This is a genomic window from Nocardioides jensenii JCM 1364 = NBRC 14755 (genome assembly GCF_001552535.1).
GTDB lineage: Bacteria > Actinomycetota > Actinomycetes > Propionibacteriales > Nocardioidaceae > Nocardioides > Nocardioides jensenii.
In genome coordinates this window covers 1-20297 of sequence record NZ_BCRJ01000037.1, presented here as the reverse complement: position 1 = coordinate 20297, position 20297 = coordinate 1, and the positions used below count along the sequence as shown (strand labels likewise).

Annotated in this window: 16 protein-coding genes; 11 read left to right on the top strand and 5 right to left on the bottom strand. The window is 70.2% G+C overall.

Translation table 11 applies throughout. The features are described from left to right. Positions 1 to 5: 5 nt before the first annotated feature. The 5 genes from NJ4_RS09700 to NJ4_RS09680 all read left to right on the top strand — a co-directional run bounded on the left by NJ4_RS09700 (position 6) and on the right by NJ4_RS09680 (position 7894). Positions 6 to 809, top strand: coding sequence for a type 1 glutamine amidotransferase (locus tag NJ4_RS09700; protein WP_067433712.1), 804 nt, complete (start codon positions 6 to 8; stop codon positions 807 to 809). Then, entirely contained in the window at positions 806 to 3811 is a 3006-nt protein-coding gene (locus NJ4_RS09695; protein WP_067433709.1) for a bifunctional [glutamine synthetase] adenylyltransferase/[glutamine synthetase]-adenylyl-L-tyrosine phosphorylase, read from the top strand. Before NJ4_RS09700 ends, NJ4_RS09695 begins: the two co-directional genes overlap by 4 nt. Before the next feature lie 118 nt (positions 3812 to 3929). Continuing rightward, positions 3930 to 5546, top strand: a complete 1617-nt coding sequence (locus NJ4_RS09690) for an ArnT family glycosyltransferase (RefSeq protein WP_157551010.1) — start codon at positions 3930 to 3932, stop codon at positions 5544 to 5546. A 55-nt stretch (positions 5547 to 5601) separates the two neighbouring features. Then, positions 5602 to 6300, top strand: a complete 699-nt coding sequence (locus NJ4_RS09685; RefSeq protein ID WP_157551008.1) for a hypothetical protein — start codon at positions 5602 to 5604, stop codon at positions 6298 to 6300. Positions 6301 to 6439: 139 nt separating this feature from the next. Continuing rightward, on the top strand, positions 6440 to 7894 hold the full coding sequence (locus tag NJ4_RS09680) for a PepSY-associated TM helix domain-containing protein (RefSeq protein WP_067433699.1): 1455 nt from the start codon (positions 6440 to 6442) through the stop codon (positions 7892 to 7894). A gap of 154 nt (positions 7895 to 8048) precedes the next feature. Here NJ4_RS09680 and NJ4_RS09675 read toward each other — a convergent pair whose 3' ends face one another. After that, complete coding sequence (locus NJ4_RS09675) at positions 8049 to 9011, bottom strand: hypothetical protein (protein ID WP_067433695.1); 963 nt, start codon at positions 9009 to 9011, stop codon at positions 8049 to 8051. Between the two features lie 95 nt (positions 9012 to 9106). Between NJ4_RS09675 and NJ4_RS09670 the strand changes: the two genes are divergently transcribed. Genes NJ4_RS09670 through NJ4_RS09660 form a run of 3 tightly spaced genes read left to right on the top strand, consistent with a single transcriptional unit; the run spans position 9107 to position 11389 of the window. Continuing rightward, positions 9107 to 9889: an isocitrate lyase/PEP mutase family protein gene (locus tag NJ4_RS09670; protein ID WP_067433692.1), complete on the top strand. Its 783-nt coding sequence runs from the start codon at positions 9107 to 9109 to the stop codon at positions 9887 to 9889. 49 nt (positions 9890 to 9938) lie between these two features. Further along, a complete protein-coding gene (locus NJ4_RS09665; RefSeq protein WP_157551006.1) occupies positions 9939 to 10589 on the top strand; it encodes a SatD family protein in 651 nt (216 codons plus the stop codon). Next, a complete protein-coding gene (locus NJ4_RS09660) occupies positions 10586 to 11389 on the top strand; it encodes a hypothetical protein (protein WP_067433686.1) in 804 nt (267 codons plus the stop codon). Before NJ4_RS09665 ends, NJ4_RS09660 begins: the two co-directional genes overlap by 4 nt. 12 nt (positions 11390 to 11401) lie before the next feature. On the opposite strand, the gene NJ4_RS09655 is transcribed toward NJ4_RS09660, so the two are convergent. After that, the gene (locus NJ4_RS09655; protein WP_082748346.1) at positions 11402 to 12217 is read right to left on the bottom strand and encodes a pentapeptide repeat-containing protein; all 816 of its coding nucleotides are present in this window, start codon (positions 12215 to 12217) and stop codon (positions 11402 to 11404) included. Positions 12218 to 12297: 80 nt separating this feature from the next. On the opposite strand from NJ4_RS09655, the gene NJ4_RS09650 reads away from it, so the two are divergent. The 3 genes from NJ4_RS09650 to NJ4_RS09640 all read left to right on the top strand — a co-directional run bounded on the left by NJ4_RS09650 (position 12298) and on the right by NJ4_RS09640 (position 15150). Next, a complete protein-coding gene (locus NJ4_RS09650; protein WP_067433677.1) occupies positions 12298 to 12795 on the top strand; it encodes a SigE family RNA polymerase sigma factor in 498 nt (165 codons plus the stop codon). After that, on the top strand, positions 12792 to 13604 hold the full coding sequence (locus NJ4_RS09645) for a hypothetical protein (protein WP_067433674.1): 813 nt from the start codon (positions 12792 to 12794) through the stop codon (positions 13602 to 13604). The genes NJ4_RS09650 and NJ4_RS09645 overlap by 4 nt, the downstream gene beginning before the upstream one ends. A gap of 322 nt (positions 13605 to 13926) precedes the next feature. Then, positions 13927 to 15150: a homogentisate 1,2-dioxygenase gene (locus NJ4_RS09640; RefSeq protein WP_067433672.1), complete on the top strand. Its 1224-nt coding sequence runs from the start codon at positions 13927 to 13929 to the stop codon at positions 15148 to 15150. A gap of 22 nt (positions 15151 to 15172) precedes the next feature. Here NJ4_RS09640 and NJ4_RS09635 read toward each other — a convergent pair whose 3' ends face one another. From NJ4_RS09635 to NJ4_RS09625, 3 genes are all read right to left on the bottom strand, one after another. Then, entirely contained in the window at positions 15173 to 17668 is a 2496-nt protein-coding gene (locus NJ4_RS09635; protein ID WP_067433669.1) for a polynucleotide kinase-phosphatase, read from the bottom strand. After that, positions 17665 to 19083 (bottom strand): 3' terminal RNA ribose 2'-O-methyltransferase Hen1, encoded by a 1419-nt coding sequence (locus NJ4_RS09630; RefSeq protein WP_067433666.1) that lies wholly within the window; start codon positions 19081 to 19083, stop codon positions 17665 to 17667. The genes NJ4_RS09635 and NJ4_RS09630 overlap by 4 nt, the downstream gene beginning before the upstream one ends. Positions 19084 to 19164: 81 nt before the next feature. After that, complete coding sequence (locus NJ4_RS09625) at positions 19165 to 20193, bottom strand: 5'-3' exonuclease (protein ID WP_082748340.1); 1029 nt, start codon at positions 20191 to 20193, stop codon at positions 19165 to 19167. Positions 20194 to 20297: the final 104 nt, after the last annotated feature.

Genomic DNA, 20297 nt, shown 5'->3' with positions numbered 1-20297 from the left:
CGGCCATGACCGATCCAGTGATCCTCGTCGTCGAGCACGAGGCCACGTGTCCACCCGCTCACCTCGGTGACTGGCTGACCGGGGCCGGTGCCCGGGTCGAGGTGTGCCGCCCGTACGCCGACGAGTCGCTGCCTGACCTCACGACGTACGACGGCCTCGTGGTGCTGGGTGGCTCGATGGGTGCCGATGACGACGAGACGCATGCGTGGCTCGGCCCGTTGAAGCAGCTGATCCGCCGGGCCGTGGCCACTGGGTTGCCGACCCTCGGCATCTGCCTGGGCCACCAGCTGATCGCCAGCGCGTTGGGCGGGACCGTCGGGGTGAACCCACGTGGCCAGCAGGTCGGCCTGCTGCCGGTCGGCTGGCGAGACTCCCCGGGCGGCGACGACCCGGTCTTCCCACCGACGCCGGGGCTGCGGGGCATCCAGTGGAACAACGACGTCGTCTCGGAGCTGCCCGACGGGGCCGTGCTGCTGGCGGCCACTCCCGACGACGAGGTGCAGGTCGTGCGGTTCGCCGACACCGCCTGGGGCGTGCAGCTGCACCCCGAGGCCGACGAGCGCATCGTTGCTGCCTGGGCCGACGGCGACCGGGAGGCCCATGCTCTGCGCGGGCTCGATCAGGCCGCCCTGATCGCGGAGATCGCGGCGGCGCGGGTCGAGCTCGATGTCGCCTGGCGACCGATGGCCCAGCGGTTCGCGGGACTGGCTCACGAGCGGCAGACCCGGCGTGATTCGGCCCGAACTCACGACGGGTCGGTCCGAACTCACGACGGGTCGGTCCGAACTCACGACGGGTCGAGCGCATGAGCGGGCGTCCGGTCGGGCGTGGTGAGCTGATCCGCCTGGGCTTCACCGACCCCGAGACCTCGGCGGCACGACTCGTCGAACTGGGGACGCAGGGCCCACCGTTGCTGGCGATTCTCAACCAGACCGCCGATCCCGACGCCGCGCTCGACGCGTTGGTCGACCTGGCCGAGGTCGTCGAGCGCGAGTCCGTCGAGCAAGGCACTGACGACACCCGCGAGGTCTTCCTCCAGGAGCTGGTCGACGACGAGGGCACCGCGATGCGGCTGCTCTGTGTGCTCGGTGCCAGCTCTGCCCTCGCCGACCACCTGCTGCGCCACCCCCACCATTGGCGCGAGCTCACCGACCCGACGCTGGGCACCACCCGCCCGGCCGCGTACGCCGTACGCGAGTCACTGATCCGCGCGGTGGGAGCCGACCCGGCCGATGAGCACCCGGTCTCGACCACGGACGACACCGAGGCCGTCGACGCGCTGCGCGTGGAGTACCGCCGGGTGCTGCTGCGGATGGCTGCCCGGGACCTGGCCCACGGGGTCGGCGTCGACGACATCGCGGCCGAGCTCTCCGACCTGGCCGCCGGCACCCTGGATGCCGCGCTGGCGATCGCGCGGGCCCGGGTCGGCGAGTCCGCCGAGACCGCCCGCCTGTCGGTGATCGCGATGGGCAAGTGCGGCGGACATGAGCTCAACTACGTCAGCGACGTCGACGTGATCTTCGTCTTCGAACCGGTGGAGGGCGCCGACGAGAACACCGCGAACCGGGCCGCGACCCAGCTCGCCTCGCAGATGATCCAGGTCTGCTCCGACCACACCGGCGAGGGCACCATCTGGCCGGTCGACGCGAACCTGCGTCCCGAGGGCAAGTCCGGGCCACTCGTGCGCACGCTGGCCAGCCACCAGGGCTACTACGAACGCTGGGCCAAGACCTGGGAGTTCCAGGCGCTGCTCAAGGCCCGACCGGTCGCCGGCGACCTCGACCTGGGGGCCGACTACATGCAGATGATCGCGCCGATGGTGTGGTCCGCGGCCAGCCGCGACGGGTTCGTCACCGACGTGCAGGCGATGCGCCGCCGCGTGCTCGACCACATCCCGAGCCACGAGGCCGAACGCCAGCTCAAGCTCGGCTCGGGCGGTCTGCGCGACGTCGAGTTCGCCGTCCAGCTGTTGCAGATGGTGCACGGTCGCACGAACGAGGCGGTGCGGGCCAAGGCCACCCTGAGCGCCCTGGCCCAGCTGACCCGTGGTGGGTACGTCGGCCGCGAGGACGGGCAGTCCATGCACGAGGCCTACGCGTTCCTGCGCAAGCTCGAGCACCGCATCCAGCTGCACCAGCTGCGCCGTACCCACGTGCTGCCCGATGACGAGGATTCGCTGCGCCGACTTGGTCGGTCGATCGGCTACCTGCGTGACCCGGTGAAACAGCTCGACAAGGAGTGGCGTCATCACCGGCGTGAGGTGCGCCGCCTGCACGAGAAGCTGTTCTACCGGCCGCTGCTCAGCGCGGTGGCACGCATCCCCGGTGAGGAGATCCGGCTCTCCACCGACGCTGCCCAGCAACGCCTGTCCGCGTTGGGCTATCTCGACCCGAAGGCCGCGCTGCGTCATCTCGACTACCTCACCAACGGGGTCTCTCGCACCGCCTCCATCCAGCGCACCCTGTTGCCGGCCATGCTCGAGTGGTTCGCGGACGCACCCGACCCCGACGCCGGACTCTTCGGGTTCCGCCGGATCAGTGAGGCGTTGGGCTCCACCCACTGGTATCTCTCCACCCTGCGCGACGAGGGCGAGGTCGCCCAGCGGCTGGCCGGCCTGCTGGCCACCTCCCGCTATGCCACCGACCTGCTCGAGCGCGAACCCACCGGCGTCAAGCTGCTCGGCACCGATCTCACCCCGCTGGGTGCGGAGGCGCTGACCACCGAGATGCTCGCCTCCGCCGGCCGCAAGGACGACCCGAGCCAGGCCGGGTTGGCGATCCGGGCGATCCGGCGCCGCGAGCTGCTGCGGATCGCGGCGGGTGAGCTGGTCGGGGTCCTCGACGTGGTGGCGGTCGGTGCAGGGCTCTCCAACCTGACCGACGCCACCCTCGAGGCGACACTCTCGGCGGCCCACCGGTCGGTGATGCGGAAGAAGGGCCTCGACGCTCCCGCGAGCGTGCTGGCGGTGATCGGAATGGGCCGCTACGGCGGCTTCGAGCTGTCCTACGGCAGCGACGCCGACGTGATGTTCGTGCATGAGGCCGCGCCCGGGGTGGAGCCGCAGGCCGCGGCGTCGTACGCCCAGGCCGTGGCCAACGAGCTGCGCGACATGCTGGCCGCGCCGGCCTCCGACCCTCCGCTCGAGATCGACGCCGGGTTGCGCCCCGAGGGCAAGCAGGGGCCGCTGGTGCGGACCTTGGAGTCCTACGCCGGCTACTACGCGAAGTGGTCGCAGGTGTGGGAGTTCCAGGCACTGCTGCGGGCCGACGCGGTCGTCGGCGACCAGGGTCTGCGCGACCGCTTCACCGAGCTGATCAACCCGCTGCGGTTCCCGGTCGCCGGTCTCGACACCGAGGGGGTGATCGAGGTGCGCCGGATCAAGGCTCGAGTCGACGACGAACGACTGCCTCGCGGGGCCGACCCCAACACCCACCTCAAGCTGGGGCGCGGTGGGTTGGCCGACATCGAGTGGACCGTGCAGCTGCTCCAGATGCTGCACGCCGGGCAGCACCCCAGCCTGCAGACCCCACGGACCCTCGACGCGTTGCGGGCCACCACCGAGGCCGGCCTGCTCGACGCCGACGACTCCGAGGCGCTCAACGCGGCGTGGCGTCTGGTCAGCTCGATGCGCAACGCGGTCACCCTGGTGCGCGGCAAGTCCTCCGACCAGGTCCCGCGCGACCCGCGTGAGCGCTCCGCGGTGGCCGCGGTGCTCGGGTATTCGGCGGGCGAGTCCGACGCCATGGTCAACGACTACCTGCGGACCACGCGCCGGGCGCGTGGTGTGGTCGAGCGGATCTTCTGGGGGTAGCCCGGGGTCTGCGGCGCCCGGGACCGCTCGGCGTGCCATGCCAGCGGGCGCACCGGCCGGACGGCTACGATGCGAAGCTGACACAGGTGGTCGGAATCGGCCTGACGGGGGAGAGCACGTGAGCGCGAGCGCGGTCGCACCAGAACGAGACGCGCATGCGTCGACCGATGATCATCCACGCCCCAGGGCGGCCGGAGCACTGCTACGGCACTGGCCGCTGTGGGTGTCGCTGCTGGTCGTGCTCGCCGGTCGGATCACCCTCTACGACTGGCCGATCTCACCCGACGAGTCCGGATTCTTCATGGTCGCCGACGACCTCCTGCATCACGGAGGGGACGGCATCTACGGTCACTACTGGGTGGACCGGCCGCCCCTGCTGATCTGGTTGTTCACCGTGGCGGCCGTGCTCGGGACCGTCGAGGCGATCCGCTGGCTGGTGGCCCTGTTCTTCGTGGCCTTCGTGGTGATGACCTATGTCGTGGTCCGTCGCCTCGGCGGCGCCGCGGGGTGGGCAGTCGCGGTCGCCGCCGCGTTCTCGATCACCCCCGAGGTCGGCGCCCAGGTCGCCAACGGTGAGGCCTTCGCGATCCCGTTCGTCATCGGCGGCATCCTCTGCACCGTCGTCGCCCAACGTCACGTCGGTGGGCGCGCCCTGCTGTGGTCGGCCGTCGCAGGTCTGACCGGCTTCCTGGCGATGGCGGTGAAACAGAACTTCTTCGACGGCCTGGCCTTCGCGTTCGTGCTGCTGGTGGTCTCCGGCCTCCGCGGTGAGCGCTCCTGGGCGGACGTCGTACGACGGCTCGCGGCGGGCGTGGCCGGCATCGTCGTCGGCATCCTCGCCATGGTGGCGTATGCGTTGACCACGGGCGCCGGGGCGGCGGGGTTGTGGCTGGCCGCGGTCAGCTTCCGGGGCGACGCGTCCCGGGTGATCCGCGCCGGCTACCGCACCGGCATCGAGAACCGCACCGAGGCGATCATCGACAACGCATGGGTCGCCGGGATCATCCCGATGCTGATCGTGCTCGTGGTGGTCGCGCTGCTGTGCCGGCTGCGGGGCAGTGCGGTGAGCTGGGCCGTGGGCGTGGTGATCCTCATCGAGGTCGTCGGCATCGTGGTCGGCGGCAACTTCTGGTCGCACTACCTGCTCGGGCTGGCTCCGGGGCTGGCCCTGGCCACCGGGTTGGCCGGCGCCGCGCCGTCGCCGGCCACCACGCCTCCGAACCCCGGCCTCCCGACCGCGGGTCGGGGTCGTTGGATCCTCCGGAACTGGCGTCGCCTGCTGGTGCTCCCGGTGGCCGCCTACCTGGTCGGCTGCGCGCTGGTGGTGACGCCGAGCCAGGCCAACGACGTCGGCTCGTCGGGCTCCACCCGGGCGCTGCGGATCGGCGGCTTCGTGGCCGACTCCGCCGAGCCCGGTGACACCGCCACGACGCTCTTCGGTCGGCCCGACGCCCAGCTGGCCACGGGCCTGCGCTCACCCTACGAGCAGCTGTGGAGCCTGCCCGTGCGCGTGCTCGACCCGGACCTCGAGCAGCTCACCGCGCTCCTCGGCTCCGACGACGCCCCGACCTGGCTGGTCCAGGTGTTCTCCATCCACGAGTGGGGCCTGGACCCGCAAGGACGGATCGACCCGGTCATCGAGAAGCGCTACGAGATCGTCTACGACGCCTGCCGCACCCGCGTCTACAAGCTGAAGACGGTGCAGCGCGAGCTCGCGCCCCCACCGACCTGCTGACCCTGCTCACGCACCGATCGGGTGCTCGCGGGCTGGATCTGGAAGGATGGCCGGCGTGAACGGGACCGCGGGGCCGCTGCTGCGGCGGATGCGCGCCACCGTGCTCGCTCTCGTGGTGATGAGCACAGGCGTCGTCGCGCACGTCGCGGCCGACGGACTTCTGCCCTCCGTGCCGACCTTGGTTGCGCTCTACCTCGGGTGTGCCCTGGGGCTGAGCTGGTTCCTCTCCCGGCCGGCCACCACACGGCGCATCGTGGCGCTCACCGTCGGCGGGCAGACCGTGGTGCACGCGCTGCTCACGATGACCGCCGGGCACGCCGGTGACGCGGCCAGTGCCGCGACGACGGCTCCGGTGGCACCCGTGCGCCCCGACACCCTGGTCGGGGCCGGGTCGCCGATGGAGCAGTACGCCGCCTCCCGCCCGCAGGTGCAGTCCGACTTCGCCCTGCCCCACGCACTCGGGCACCTGGTCAGCGACCTGACCGGTGCCCACGCCCCGATGATGCTGCTGCACCTGGCCGCCGCCGCAGTGGTCGGGCTGTGGCTGGCCGTGGGTGAGCACGCCCTCTGGACACTGCTCGCGCTGGCCGTCGCGGTCGTCGTACCGTCCCTGCGGGCGTTGCTCGCCGGCCTGGGCCTGCCTGCCCCGCCCCCCGCCCTCCCTGCGGCCTTCGCCCGCACGAGCCCGCCTCATCTGACGGCGTTGGCGCGCAGCGTCGAACGCCGCGGTCCGCCGGCTCTCCTCCCGGCCTGACCTGACCCTGCGCACCTCCGATGCCCACTCCCTTGTGGCTCGGCGGATGCGCCGTTCCCGCGCACCCGCGTTCCCGCGCCCTCGTACGACGTACGCCGGCGGGTGGGCGCGGCGTGCGCACGTGTCCCTGAGGAGAGACATGACCCTGCAGATCGATCCACCTGCAGCGCGCCCCGAGAAGGATCCCCCCGGTCGGGGCAGATCCGCGCGCGCTGCGTCGCCCGGCTGGTTCCGGGCCTTCTGGAGGTGGCACTTCTACGCCAGCCTCCTGGTCGCCCCGATCCTGTTGATGTTGGCCTGCACCGGGCTGATCTACCTGTTCCGGTTCCAGCTGGAGCCGTTGCTGCATGCCGAGGTGATGAAGGTCGAGCAACCGGCCGACATGGACTTCACCCAGCCCTACTCCGCCCAGGAAGCCGCGGTGGAGCGGGCCTATCCCGAGGCCACGATCATCTCGATGACCGAACCGGAGGACGAGGGCCGCAGCACGCGGTTCTCCATCGTCACCGACTCGGGCGAGGCCCGCGACGTCTACGTGAACCCGTGGGGTGCGGAGGTGCTCGGGGAGATCAACCCGGACACCACCTTGAGCGGGTACGCCGTCCGCCTGCACCGCGACCTGATGGTCGGCACGTGGGGTGATCGGCTGATCGAGCTCGGCGCCTGCTGGGCGTTCGTGATGGGGCTGACCGGCTACTACCTCTACTGGAAGGGCCGGGCGGCGCGACGCCGCCGACCACACTCCCTGCGTTCGCGGCACGGGCAGGTCGGCCTGGTCGCCGGGGTGGGGCTGCTGCTCCTGCTGGCCTCCGGGCTGCCCTGGACCGGGTTCATGGGCGCCAAGATCCAGGAGCTGGCCACCGACCGGGGCACCTCGATGTGGAGCCTGGACCCGGGCGCCGTCTCCGACCCCACCTCCACCCTCGACGAGTCGCTGCCGCACTCGCACGCGCAGGAGGTGCCGTGGGGCAGCGGAAAGACCGAGGTGCCCAGGTCCGGCGGACACTCGGGCTCGAGCCGGGCCAACATCGACACCGCACTCGAGATCGCCGACGAGCAGGGGCTGCGGCACCCGATGACCGTCGCCCTGCCGTCATCGTCCGACGGCGTGTTCTCCGTGATCGGCTATGCGTTCGACGTCCCGTCGGACGAGAGGACCGTGCACGTCGGACGCTTCGGCGGCGAGGTCGAGTCGACCTACGGGTACGACGACTACCCGGCGCTGGCCAAGGTGGTCGCGCAGGGGATCGGGCTCCACGAAGGCCGCAGCCTCGGGTTGTGGTCGTTCTGGGGATCGACGCTGATGTGCCTGGCGATCATCGCCTCGTGCATCACCGGGCCTCTGATGTGGTGGCGCCGACGCCCCGGCGGTTCGGTCGGTGCCCCGCGTGGACGGCTGCCGCTCAGGGCCTCGCCGTTCCTGCTGGTCGCGGTCGTCGTACTCGGCCTGGCGCTGCCGTTCTTCGGGCTGTCCCTGCTGGTGGTGCTGGCTCTCGACCACCTGCTGATCCGCCGGGTTCCCGCGCTGTCCCGCTTCGTCGACTCCGCCCCCTCCACGCCAACTGCCCCGCCACGAACGAAGGAAACAACGTGAAGCTCTCTCGCACCCTTGCCCGTCTGGCCCTCGTGCCGGCTGTCGGCGCCACCGTCCTGCTCGGCGCCGGGGCCGCGTCGAGACGGTGATCAAGAAGCTGGCCGAGCCGATCACCGCATCGGAGACCGCTGCCGACACCCGTGGACGGGGGCGGTCACTGAGACCTGACGCTGGCTACGACGCCCTGCAGTGGCGCCAGACTGAGCCTCTGCTGCACCATGCGTGACCCGGCCGCTGCCGCGGTGCCTCCGGCGATGACTCGGAGCACCTCGGCGGCCGGGTCCGTCCAGGTCAGGGTGCCGCCGCCGTTGAAGTCGTTGGGCACCAGCAGCACGACAGTCAGGTAGAGCCCCCACGCCGCCATGGCCCCGGAGCCCAGCCAGAGCAGGGTCACGCCGACCCACCCGGGGGTCCGGTCGGGCCAACGTCCGACCGTGTGACGGGGCAGCCGGCCCGAGACCAGGGCGAGTCCGACGAGGGCGGCGAGCACCAGCAGACCGTCGCCGATGACGTTGACCGTCGGCGGGTGGAAGTCGCCCCAGACGTGGGTGACCAGGGCCAGACCGCCGGCAGCCACGAGCGCCATGGTGAGGAGGACGGGAGCATCCGGGCCCGGCGACCGCCCGGTGAAAGGTCGATGCCAACCGAGCGCCGACCCCCAGCGGTGGTGGGCGTAGAGCGCGAAGCCGAGCAGCAGGAACACGCCCTGCCACATGAAGCCGCCGTAGACCATGGCATAGACCCAGTCGGCGATCGGCGAGGTTCCTCCCGGGTTGGACGAGCCGCCCGAGGACGACGTGCCGAAGACCAGCTGCAGGGGCACGATCACCAGGATCGGCGCGAGCAGCCCGGTGCCCACCCACATCGGGAACAGCACCAGCCACGGAGTCAGCCGCCTGCCCCAGGCGGTGACGAACGCGAGCGCCAGCAGGATCGCGACGGCGTCCATGGCCATGGTCATCGTGTTGGCGGCGACCATGACCGGGCTCGTGCCGAAGTCCGGATCGTTGAGGCCGACGCGGCTGCCGCCCAGCCACATCAGCTTGAGGGTGATGTAGGGGAGCGTGCCGAGGATGGCCAGGCAGGTGATGGCCCAGCGTGCCCGAGATGCCTTCATGGGACCAGCCTGCTGGATCGTGGGCCCGAGCGCATCAGGGATTCGCCTGTGTCGACCCGGAGACGCCCCGGGGGCGGCGGAGTAGCGTCGCCGTTATGACCGATTCCTCCATCAAGGACCGTGGCGCCGAACTCCTGCGCCTCCACCAGGACACCCAGCTGCTCACCGTCGTGAACGTGTGGGACGTGATCAGCGCCAAGGCCGTGGCCGGCGTCGCGGGCACGACCGCGCTCGCCACGGCCAGTCACTCGATCGCGGCCTCACGCGGATACGAGGACGGCGAGAACATCCCCGTCGACGAGATGATCGAGGAGTGCCGGCGCATCGTCGCCGCGACCTCGCTCCCGGTCTCCGCCGACCTCGAGGGCGGGTACGGCGACCCGGCCGGCACGATCCGCAAGGCGATCGGGGTCGGTGTCGTCGGCGCCAACCTCGAAGACCAGATGCGTCCGCTGACCGAGGCGGCGGCCAACGTCGAGGCGATCATGAAGGTCGCCTCCGACGAGGGCATCGACTTCGTGCTCAACGCCCGCACGGACGCGTTCGTGAAGGCCGGCGACCGGGATCCGGCCGACGTGCTCGCCGACGCGATCGCTCGGGGACGGGCCTACCTCGATGCGGGTGCGCCGGTCGTCTTCGTGCCGGGGCGCCTCGACGAGGCCCAGGTCTCCGCGCTGGTCGAGGCGCTCGGTCCGCAACGGCTCACCCTGATCGGCATCCCCGGCATCCCGCCGCTGGCCCGGCTCGAGGAGCTCGGGGTGGCGCGGGTGTCCTACGGGCCGATGTCACAGCGGGTGGCGCTCACTGCCCTGCAGGAGCTGGTCGAGGCCGTTCACGCCGGAGGTGGGGTGCCGGCGACCATGCGCACCCTCAACTGACAGTGAAGCCATAAGCTGAAAATTGCCAATAAGAAGGTATGATCTTCATATGGCAGGAATGAAGCAGCAGCCCGTCGTCACGCTGATCGGAGACGTGGTCGGTTCCCGGATCCCCGACGACCGCGCGGGTGTGCACGCACGGCTCGAGGCCGCCTTGGCGGAGGTCAACGCGAAGCTGTCGCCGGCAGGGCCGCTGTGGATCACGGCGGGCGATGAGTACCAGGCCACCTTCGCCAAGCTCGGCGACGCCCTGGCGGCGACACTCCGGCTGCGACTGGCACTGCTGCCCGACCTCGACGTGCGGCACGGCCTCGGGTGGGGGACGACCACCGTCCTCGCCACGTCGCCACGGGTGGAGGACGGGCCCGGCTGGTGGGCCGCTCGGAGCGCGATCGTGCGGGTGGCGGCCGACGCCGACCGGGCAGCGTTGAGCCGAGTGCGCACGGCCATCGACACGGCGGACGACGCTGTGCGGCCGGATGTTCTCGCCATCAATGCCGCACTGCTCGGCCGCGACGGACTGGTGGGCGCGATGTCGGCGAGGTCATTGTCGGTGCTTCGTGGTCTGCTGTCGGGACGGACCCAGCGCGAGGTCGCCGAGGGCGAGGGCGTCTCTCCCTCGGCAGTCTCCCAGCGGGTCCGCAATGACGGGATCGCGCTGGTGGTCGCGATCGACGAACAGCTGAGAGGAATCGTGTGAGCTGGCTCGCGATGCTGCTGATCGGTGTCGCGCTCACCGATCTGACGTTCTCGATCCGCCCGCGTGCCTGGCTGCCCGAATGCGTCGGAGCGGCCGTGGTGATCGTGCTCGGGCTGGTCGCCGGTCTGACCGGTGGGCTCGACCTGATCGCGCTCGTGGCGATCGGGGCAGTCGTGATCGCCTGGGGCCGCACGGTCACGCGCGGCTTCGGGCGCGATCAACCAGCCGTGCCGCTCCTCGTCCTCGGCTCCGCGGTCGTCATCGCGATCCTGCTGTCCGGGCAGGCCGGGGAGGCTGGCGGCCCGCTGCAACGCTGGCTGGACGACGTGCGCCTTCCGCTGCTCCGTGAGATGGAGGCCGACCGGGCGTTGCTGCTCCTCGGTGTCCTCGGAGTGCAGCTGAGCACGGGCAATGTGCTGGTCCGCCTGGTGCTCGCGGTCACCGACACCCTCAACCCCGCCAAGCACGGTGGCCCCACCGATCCGGAGGTGCAGCTCAAGGGCGGGCGCCTGCTCGGCCCGATGGAGCGGGTGTTCATCCTCGCCCTCGGCCTGGCCGGCCAGATCACCGCGGCGAGCATCGTCGTCGCGGCCAAGGGGCTGCTGCGTTTCCCCGAACTGTGCGTCCCGCAAGGAGCAGGTGCGCATCCACCAGCTCACCGAGTACTTCCTCGTCGGCAGCTTCGCCAGCTGGCTGGTCGCCCTGTCCGGCTTGGTGCTTCTGGCTCGCTGACGCGGGCTCGTTCGCGCCGCTCGTTCGCGCCGGCTCGTCCGCACCGGCTCGTCGGCACGGGTCGCTGATCGCGGCTTGTGTCAGGCCCAGTGCGAGGGGCGGGTCAGGGTCGGGTTGATGCGCGTCGCGCCGTCGCCGGTGGCCGCGTTCACCTGCATCTGGGTCAGGAAGAGCGCGTTTCTCAGGTCGGCGCCACGCACGTCGCAGCCGCGAAGATCCGCGCCCAGCAGGTCCGCGCCTCGCAGGTCGGCGTCGTGAAGATCGGCGCCGATCAGCAGCTTCCCGCGCAGATCGGCGGCTCGCAGGTCGAGATCGGAGAGACCCTGACCGGCCAGGTCGTCGCGGCGAACCCGGTCCACGTCAACACCTTGTTCCAGGTGCGCGCGGAGGGCGACGCTCGCCTCTCGCAGCAACGGGCCGACCTCGAGACGATGCGCATCGACGTCGACACCGAGGACGTCGTACGGCGTGGTGAGCGTGAGCGACTCGGTGGTGGCCACCAACGAGGAGATCCGCTCGAGGAGGTTGTCCTCGGCTGCGGTGCGGATCAGCTCGTCGCGGGCATCGGTGAGATAGAAGAGCATCTCGTGCAGCCGACGGACGCTGCCGAAGACCTCGAACATCTCGCTGGCCCGTGCGGGGTCACTGCGCCAGTCGCGCCCGTCGTACAGCCCTTGCGTGACGGCCTGGCCGGCGCCGAAGCAGTCGTAGGTCGTGCAGCCGATCATGCCCAACGGGCGCAGTCGGTCATGGACTCCGCAGCCGAAGTCGGGGGCGAGATTGGGACAGGGCTCGCCGCCGTCCTTGCTGAAAGCGAAGTCGGCGGACCGGGTGAACGGCAGTGCGACACAGCAGAGGCCAGCGCAGTTGCGGCAGTCCGCGACGAGGTCGAGCATGTGCACCATTCAACACGTGACAACCTTTTCGTGGAGCCGGGCACTCATCTGGGTGTGAGTCCAACAACCTGGGGGTCGAGATGAGCGGCACGCAGCCTGACCCGGCCGAGGCCTTCGATGCGTTCGTGACCGCGCGCGGTCCTGCGCTGTGGCGTTCCGCGTGGATGCTGACGGGGGATCGGTATCGCGCCGAAGATCTCGTGCAGACCGCGCTGGCCAAGTCGTGGCCGAAATTCGAGAAGGTCGACAACTTCGAGGGCTACGTACGCCGCGTCATGGTCAACACGTACACCTCGTGGTGGCGTCGCAAGTGGAACGGTGAAGTCCCCGACTCCGATGCGGGCGTGGACGTCGTCGTACCCGGCGACGCCCCTCCCGACCCCGACCTGATGCGCGCGCTCGCCGAGCTTCCGCGCGGGCAACGCACCGTGCTGGTGCTGCGCTACTTCGAAGGCCTGACCGAGCGTGAGGTCGCGGACCGGATGGCGGTGAGCGTCGGCACGGTCAAGAGCCAGGCGTCGAGAGGCATCCGCACCCTGCGGAACTCACCATTGCTGACCATCCAGGAGGTGCCATGAACGACACTGAGAACGACCTGACCCGACGGCTGTCGGGCTCTGCCCCGGAGGCGCCCGACGCAACCGGGTGGGGAGCCGTCGCACGATCGCGGGCCGCTCGCACCCAGCGGCTCAAGGTCGCGACCGGGGCTGTGGGCGCGTGCCTTGTCGTCGTCGGTGCCTTCACGATCCCTTCGTTGGTGGGGGCCAACGACGACGCGACGCCCGACCCGACCGGTCCCGTCCCCACGTCGATCACGCCGAGTCAGACCGCCACCGCGACCACCACCGATCGCTTCCCGAAGAGGGGAGAGCTGTCACTTCCGAATGGGGACAACCTGATCGGCGCCTGGGAGGACGGCGAGGTGGTCGGTGACCCGATCGTGCTCGGTGAGATCGGCGGGCACCAGGAGATCTTGTACGCCGCACATCGGGTGTTCATCGGACCGAAGACGGGCAAGGCGGTGGAGTCGACGTACGTCGCCAGCGGAGTGCGTGACGGGGACCGCATCCTGCAGTGGGTCGCGGCGCTGAGCCCGAAGTCCGTCGAGGAACCCGACGGCATCGACCTGTACGGCGGAGACAAGTTGCCGACCGGGTCGAGGTACCGCCTGTTCGGTGCCGTCCCCGGCGACGTCAAGGTGGTGATCCGTGGCGAGGGCGGCCAACGACCGGTGACTGAGTCGAGCACGACGATGTTGCCCGGCTACACGGTGTTCTATGACACCGCCGCGTGGAACGCCGAATGGGATCCGACCAAACTCGCGCCGCTGACGGTCATCGCGGGGGGGAGCCAGGTCGAGGTGCGCAAGCGTAGTTGGACCGGCTGACCCGGCTGTCTCGCCTGAGCCGGGCTCAGTTGTCACGCCCGGTGAGGTGCTGGTCTGGGTCGTGTCGTCGCCGCAGCCCGCGGCGAGCAGGACCAGCCAGAGCAGCGCGATCAGTCGGCGTGTGGTCGAAGCGATCATGTGGCGTCCTTCCCGAGAGTGCCACCGGCAGTCCGCGCAGCCTGCGCAGCCTGCGGAACCCCGCATTTCCTGCCCGTGGACAAACTCGCATCAGGGCGGTTGACACCACAAAACCCGCGCGGGATGCTGGATAACGGACGATGCAGCAGATTGGCGTCCTCATATCGAACCAGTCGGAGCGAAGATGGCTTACTACCGCGCACTGGGCGACATCCCGCCGAAGCGCCACACCCAGCACCGCGACGCCGAGGGCAAGCTCTACTACGAGGAGCTCATGGGCGAAGAGGGCTTCAGCTCCGACTCCTCGTTGCTCTACCACCGTGGTGTGCCCTCGGCTCTGGTCGACTCCCAGATCTGGGAGCTGCCCGACCAGACCACCACGCCGAACCACCCCCTGAAGGCGCGCCACCTGCGCCTGCACACGCTGTTCGTGGCCGGCGAGACGGCCGACGCGGTCACCGGCCGACGACTCGTCCTGGGCAACAGCGACGTGCGGATCTCGTACGTCGTCACCGGCGAGGACCCCTCGGCGTACTACCGCAACGCGATCGGCGACGAGTGCGTCTACGTCGAGTCCGGCGGCGGCGTCGTCGAGACCATCTTCGGGCCCCTGCACTACCGCTCGGGCGACTATGTCGTCATCCCGCGCGCAACCACGCACCGCTGGGTGCCCAACCAGAGCAGCCGGCTCTACGCGATCGAGGCCAACAGCCACATCGCGCCGCCCAAGCGCTATCTCTCCCGCTACGGCCAGCTCCTCGAGCACGCGCCGTACTGCGAACGCGACCTGCACGGGCCCACCCAGCTGCAGGAGGCCGGCGACGAGACGGACGTCGACGTGCTGGTCAAGCACCGGGTCGGCGGCAAGGTCGTCGGCACCCGCATGCGCTACGCGACCCACCCCTTCGACGTGGTCGGCTGGGACGGCTGCCTCTACCCCTACACGTTCAACATCGACGACTTCATGCCGATCACCGGCAAGATCCACCAGCCGCCGCCGGTGCACCAGGTCTTCGAGGGACACAACTTCGTCGTCTGCAACTTCCTGCCCCGCAAGGTCGACTACCACGAGCTCTCGGTGCCGGTGCCCTACTACCACTCCAACGTCGACTCCGACGAGGTCATGTTCTACGTCGGCGGCGACTACGAGGCCCGCAAGGGCTCCGGCATCAACCTCGGCTCCATCTCGCTGCACCCGGGCGGCTACGCCCACGGCCCGCAACCGTCAGCGATCGAGGCGTCGTTGGGCGCGGAGTTCTTCGACGAGTCCGCGGTCATGGTCGACACGTTCGCCCCGCTCGAGCTCGGTGAGGGAGGCCTGGCCGTCGAGGACGAGGCCTACGCCTGGACGTGGGCGAACCGCGGACCCGACGGCAACGGTGGCCCGGCGGTCTTCAGCAACTCCTGACCTCAGAGGCCCGCTCCAACGCTCAGAGCCGAGGGTCGACCGGCTCGGACTCCATCGCGAGAATCGCGAAGACGCACTCGTGCACCCGCCACGTCGGCTCACCGCCGGCGACCCGGCGCAGCGCCTCCAGCCCGAGGGCGTACTCGCGCAGTGCCATCGACCGCTTGTGGCCGAGATTGCGATTGCGCAGCCGGCTCAGGTTCGCCGGCGTCGTGTAGTCGGGGCCGTAGATGATGCGCAGGTACTCCCGCCCGCGGACCTTGACTCCCGGCTGCACGAGCCCCTTCGGGCCACGCGTCAGATTACGAAGCGGCTTGACCACCATGCCCTCGCCGCCGGCCTCGGTCAGGTCGCTCCACCACGCCGCCCCCGCCTCGACCGAGGTCGCGTCGTCGACCTCGACGACCAGTCGTCGAGTGGGTGCGAAGAGCGCAGGTGCCTGTGTGACAAGGCGATCGGCGACACCCAGGTGCCACAGGTGATCGCGCTCCTCGTACGTCGACCCGTCGGTGGCGAGCACCTGGAACGGAGCGATCCGGATGCCGTCCACACCATCGACGTCCCACACGTAGTGACGGTAGGCCGCGACGTACGCCTCCGCATCGGTCGTACGACGACCCGTGCGTGCCGTGAGCTCGGCGAGGTCGAGGCCACGTGCGCCGGCGGTCTCGAGAACCGACATCGTCGCCGGCAGTGCAGCACGCGCGGCAGCACCCACCGCGGCGTACTGGTCGCGGATCAGGTCACCTGCCTTCGCCGACCACGGCATGATCTCGGCATCGAGAAGGATCCAGTCGGTGTTCAACTCGTCCCAGATCCCAATGCTGGTGAGGGATTCGGCAATGTTGGCCAGCAACCGCGCGGAGACGTCGTCGTCGAAGAACGCCCGCCCGGTGCGGGTGTGGATCACCCCACCTGCCTCCCGGTCGACCGAGATGACTGCGCGGGAGCCCATGTGCTTCTCCTCGCAGATCACCTGCGTGACGCCGACCTTCCTGAAGTGAGCGAACGCCTCGACGGGGTGCTCGAGGTGCTCCTCGGACGGCGAGGTGTCACACGGCGACATCGTCGGGGGCAGGTAGACCAGCCGGGCCGGGTCGATCGCGAACCGGCTCATCACCTCGATCGCACCGGCCGCGCTCTCCTCCCGCAGGGAGACCCGGCCGAGGTGCTCGGTCTCGATGATCCGCGGGCCGAGCACGTCGTCCAGGTTCAGCACGTCGGGATCGCGCGCCGGAGGAGCCAACGGGCGCACGGGCTCGTAGTACGTCTCGGCGGCCGGCACCTGCACGACCTCGCGCTCGGGGTAGCGCAGCGCGGTCAACGAGCCGCCGAACACGCAGCCCGTGTCGAGGCACATCGTGTTGTTGACCCACTCCGGCTCCGGCACCGGCGTGTGACCGTAGAGCACCGTCGCGGTTCCGCGATAGTCGTCGGCCCACGGGTAGCGCACCGGCAGGCCGAACTCGTCGGTCTCGCCACTCGTGTCGCCGTACAGCGCGAACGCGCGCACCCGTCCGGAGGCCCGGCCGTGGTAGCTCTCCTTGAGTCCGGCGTGGGCGACGACGAGCCGCCCGTCGTCGAGCACGTAGTGGGCGATCAGGCCGTCGACGAACGCGGTGGCGCGTCGGCGGAACTCGTCGGACTCGTTGTCCAGCTGGTCCAGCGTCTCCTGGAGGCCGTGGCTGACGGTGACCTTCTTGCCGCCCAGGACGCGAGCCAGCTTGGCCTCGTGGTTCCCCGAGACGCAGAGGGCGTGACCGGCCTCGACCATGCCCATCGCCAGCCGGAGCACGCCGGGGGAGTCGGGGCCACGGTCGACGAGGTCGCCCACGAAGATCACCCGCCTGCCCTCGGGGTGCTCGGCGTCGACACTGCGACCGTGGGTGTCGCGCACCAGGTCGTGGCCGAGCCGCTGGAGCAGGGTCTCGAGCTCCTCGCGGCAACCGTGGACATCGCCGATCACGTCGAACGGTCCGGTCTCGTGGCGCAGGTCGTTGTGCAGCCGGGTGCGTTCGAACCTGGCCGCCTCGATCTCCTCGACGGAGCCCAGCACGTGCACGTTGCGGAAGCCCTCGCGACGCAGTCCCTTGAGCGATCGCCGGAGCTGGTCGTGCTGCCGGCGTACGACGGAGGCGCCGAAGTCACGGTCGGGTCGCAGTGCGTTGCGCTCGACGCTCACCGCCTGCGGCGGATCGAGTACGACGGCCGTCGGCAGCACGTCGTACTCCTTGGCCAGGGCGACGAGGGCACGCCGGGCCATCGGCTGCACGTTCGTCGCGTCGACGACGGTGAGCAGCCCGCGCTGCAGCCGCTTGCCGACGATGTAGTGGAGCAGGTCGAAGGCGTCCTTGGTGGCGGACTGGTCGTTGTCGTCGTCGGAGACCAGCCCTCGGCAGTGGTCGGAGGAGACCACCTCGGTGGGCAGGAAGTGCTTGCCGGCGAAGGTGGACTTGCCTGAACCACTGGTGCCGACCAATACGACCAGGGAGACCTGGGGAATCTGCAGCGTGGTCATGCGGCACCGTCCGTCCGAGTGAAGACCGCCATCTGGGTGGGGGCCCCGTGATCGGGATCGACGGAGCCGATCGGGAGGATCTCCACCGTGTAGTCGTGACGCTCGCCGACGCCGGAGCACCAGGTCGCGAACTCCTGGCGAGTCCATTCGAAACGGTGGTCCGGGTGGCGCATCGCTCCCGCCGCGAGCTGCGGATAGAGAACGTTGTGCTCGGCGTTCGGGGTGGTCACGACGACGACCCGCGGAGCCATGAATCCGAAGATGTTTCCCGACACTGCAGGCAGGCGGGACGCATCGATGTGCTCGATGACCTCCATCAGGACGGCGACGTCGAAGCCCTTCGCGCCGGTCCCTCTCAGCCGGTCATCCTGGTACTGCAGGGAGGACAGCCACAGGTCGAGCCGGTCGGCCTGCCGCTCGGTCATACCGTCGACGTGAAGCCGTTTGGCGGCCACTGTGAGCGCATGGTCACTCACCTCGGTGCCGACCACCCGCTGCACGCCCTGCATGGTCAACAGGCGGCGGAGCAGCGCACCCTGGCCGCAGCCGAGGTCGACCACGCTGGCCGGGCGGGCGCGCTCCACCTGCTCCAGCACGGCGTCGTGACGCTGTGCCACGAGAGGCCGCGCCGGTGCTGGGAACTCGCCGTCCTCGGTCGCCCCGGTGGGGGAGTCGTCGAGTTCCGCCAACCGGGTGCGTGCTTCATCGACCATGCCGCGCTGGTGGGCCAGGTAGCGACGGCTGATCAGCTCACGCTGGGGATGGGACCCGAGCCAACCGGACCCGGCGCGGACCAGCTTCTCGACCTCGTCGGGCCCGACCCAGTAGTGCTTGCCGTTGTCGAGCACCGGGATCAGCACGTAGAGGTGGTTGAGTGCGGCGTGCAGCGGCAGCGTTCCGGTCAGCCGCACCTGGGAGTACGTCGAGTCGCCCCAGGCCGGTATCGTCGGGTCGAGGGGCACCGGCCGGGCGTCGACGGTCCAGCCGAGCGGCGCGAACAGCTGCTCCACGAGGGTCGCGCCACCGGGGACAGCCGGCATCTCGACGGTCAGTGGCAGCGCAGCCTCCACGAGCTCGGGTCGCGCGTCACAACGGGCGCCCAGTGCCGTGCGGAAGACCTTGCCCAGGGCGACCGCGAGCAGGGACGTGGCGGCGTACGGCCGGTCGTTGACGTACTGCGCGAGCGAGAATCCCTCCCGGTTCCTCGAACGGCCGCGGACCAGGCCGATCGGGTCGATCTCGAGGACGAGCGCGACCGAGCAGCGCTCCGGTGTGACCTCGGGATAGAAGACGGTGGCGCTGCCGCCGAAGACGTCGAACTGCTGCACCCGCTCAGGGTGCTTGTGCAGCAGGTGTCCGAGGTCGCTGGCGTCGCCGAGAGACTCGGACTGGTCGGCAGTGATGGTCAGCAGCACCGCCAAAGTGTGGCAGACGGAGCCCCGTGCGGCCTCCGGTTTTGCGTCGTCCGGGGCGCGACGAGTCGCCTGGAGGCCGGGCTAGTCCCAGTGAGCGGCGGTTGACGCGGGAGCCCCGGTCAGCACGCGCATTGCCATCGTCGTGGTTGCCGGCACGTTGAGGTGTCCGAGAACCCGGACCACCCGGTCGACCTCGAGCGGCAGCAGCCCGGGGGTGCCCGGCACGTCGGGTGTCAGACCCAGGTCGAGGTCGTCGCGACCGCCCATCAGCTTCACGTTGAACTCGTAGCGTTCCCGGGCGCCGGGCGCGGTCAGCCGCTTCAGCAACGTCGTGCCGAGTCGGCGTACGCCGTTCTCAGCGGCCCACGAGTCGAGTGCGGCCACCAGCGTCTCGCCACCGCAGTGGTCGATGTCGGCCCAGACCGCGGCCATCGAGCCCATCTGCTCGAGCAGGATCGGCGCGGTCTTCTCACCGATGCCCGGTACGCCGGGCAGGTTGTCGCTGGCGTCGCCGCGCAGGGCTGCGAAGTCCAGGTAGTTCGTGGCGTCCACGCCGTAGAGGGCGCGGAGCCGGGACGGGTTGAGCAGCGGCGAGTTGGCCATGCCGCCGTTGATCAGCCGCAGCACCTGCGTGTGCTCGCTGATGTGGGCGAACGAGTCGCGATCGCTGGTCACGATCACGCAGTTCCAGTCGTTGTGCCGGGCCCACGTCGCCGCCGAGGCGTTGACATCGTCGGCCTCGAGGCCCGGAGGAGTGAGGGTGGCCATGCCGAGCGCGTCGAGCAGGGCGCCGGCGCGTTCGAGCTGGTCGACCAGGTCTGCGTCCTTGGGTGCCCGGCCCGCCTTGTACTCCGGATAGAACGTCTCGCGCACCGAGGACCGGCGGTCGTCGATGCCGAAGATCACCGCATCCGGAGCGAACTGCTCGATGGCCTCGATGATCTGACGCAGCATGCCGTGCAAGGCCCAGGCCGGTCGTCCACCGCGATCGACCAGACCGGTGTCGGCCCGCGCGTGGTGGTTGCGGTGCAGCAGCGAGGGCGCGTCGACGGCAAGCAGGAGTTTGCGCTCCCGGGATGCAGTGGCGGCCGGTGCTGGAGGCAGGTTCATGGCGATGCGGGCCATCCTACGGACCTGGGTTGGCGCCGCCGCGCCGGTCCGCAGGTGCCGTCGCCGGGTGGGCCGGACCCATCCGGTGGTCCCGTCACCCCGAA

Excerpts from the sequence above, each read along its gene's own strand:
- NJ4_RS09695 (WP_067433709.1), top strand. The coding sequence starts at position 806 with ATGAGCGGGCGTCCGGTCGGGCGTGGTGAGCTGATCCGCCTGGGCTTC.
- NJ4_RS09700 (WP_067433712.1), top strand. The coding sequence starts at position 6 with ATGACCGATCCAGTGATCCTCGTCGTCGAGCACGAGGCCACGTGTCCA.
- NJ4_RS09675 (WP_067433695.1), bottom strand. The coding sequence starts at position 9,011 with ATGAAGGCATCTCGGGCACGCTGGGCCATCACCTGCCTGGCCATCCTC.
- NJ4_RS09645 (WP_067433674.1), top strand. The coding sequence starts at position 12,792 with ATGAACGACACTGAGAACGACCTGACCCGACGGCTGTCGGGCTCTGCC.
- NJ4_RS09640 (WP_067433672.1), top strand. The coding sequence starts at position 13,927 with ATGGCTTACTACCGCGCACTGGGCGACATCCCGCCGAAGCGCCACACC.
- NJ4_RS09670 (WP_067433692.1), top strand. The coding sequence starts at position 9,107 with ATGACCGATTCCTCCATCAAGGACCGTGGCGCCGAACTCCTGCGCCTC.
- NJ4_RS09665 (WP_157551006.1), top strand. The coding sequence starts at position 9,939 with ATGGCAGGAATGAAGCAGCAGCCCGTCGTCACGCTGATCGGAGACGTG.
- NJ4_RS09650 (WP_067433677.1), top strand. The coding sequence starts at position 12,298 with ATGAGCGGCACGCAGCCTGACCCGGCCGAGGCCTTCGATGCGTTCGTG.
- NJ4_RS09625 (WP_082748340.1), bottom strand. The coding sequence starts at position 20,193 with ATGAACCTGCCTCCAGCACCGGCCGCCACTGCATCCCGGGAGCGCAAA.
- NJ4_RS09655 (WP_082748346.1), bottom strand. The coding sequence starts at position 12,217 with ATGCTCGACCTCGTCGCGGACTGCCGCAACTGCGCTGGCCTCTGCTGT.
- NJ4_RS09680 (WP_067433699.1), top strand. The coding sequence starts at position 6,440 with ATGACCCTGCAGATCGATCCACCTGCAGCGCGCCCCGAGAAGGATCCC.
- NJ4_RS09635 (WP_067433669.1), bottom strand. The coding sequence starts at position 17,668 with ATGACCACGCTGCAGATTCCCCAGGTCTCCCTGGTCGTATTGGTCGGC.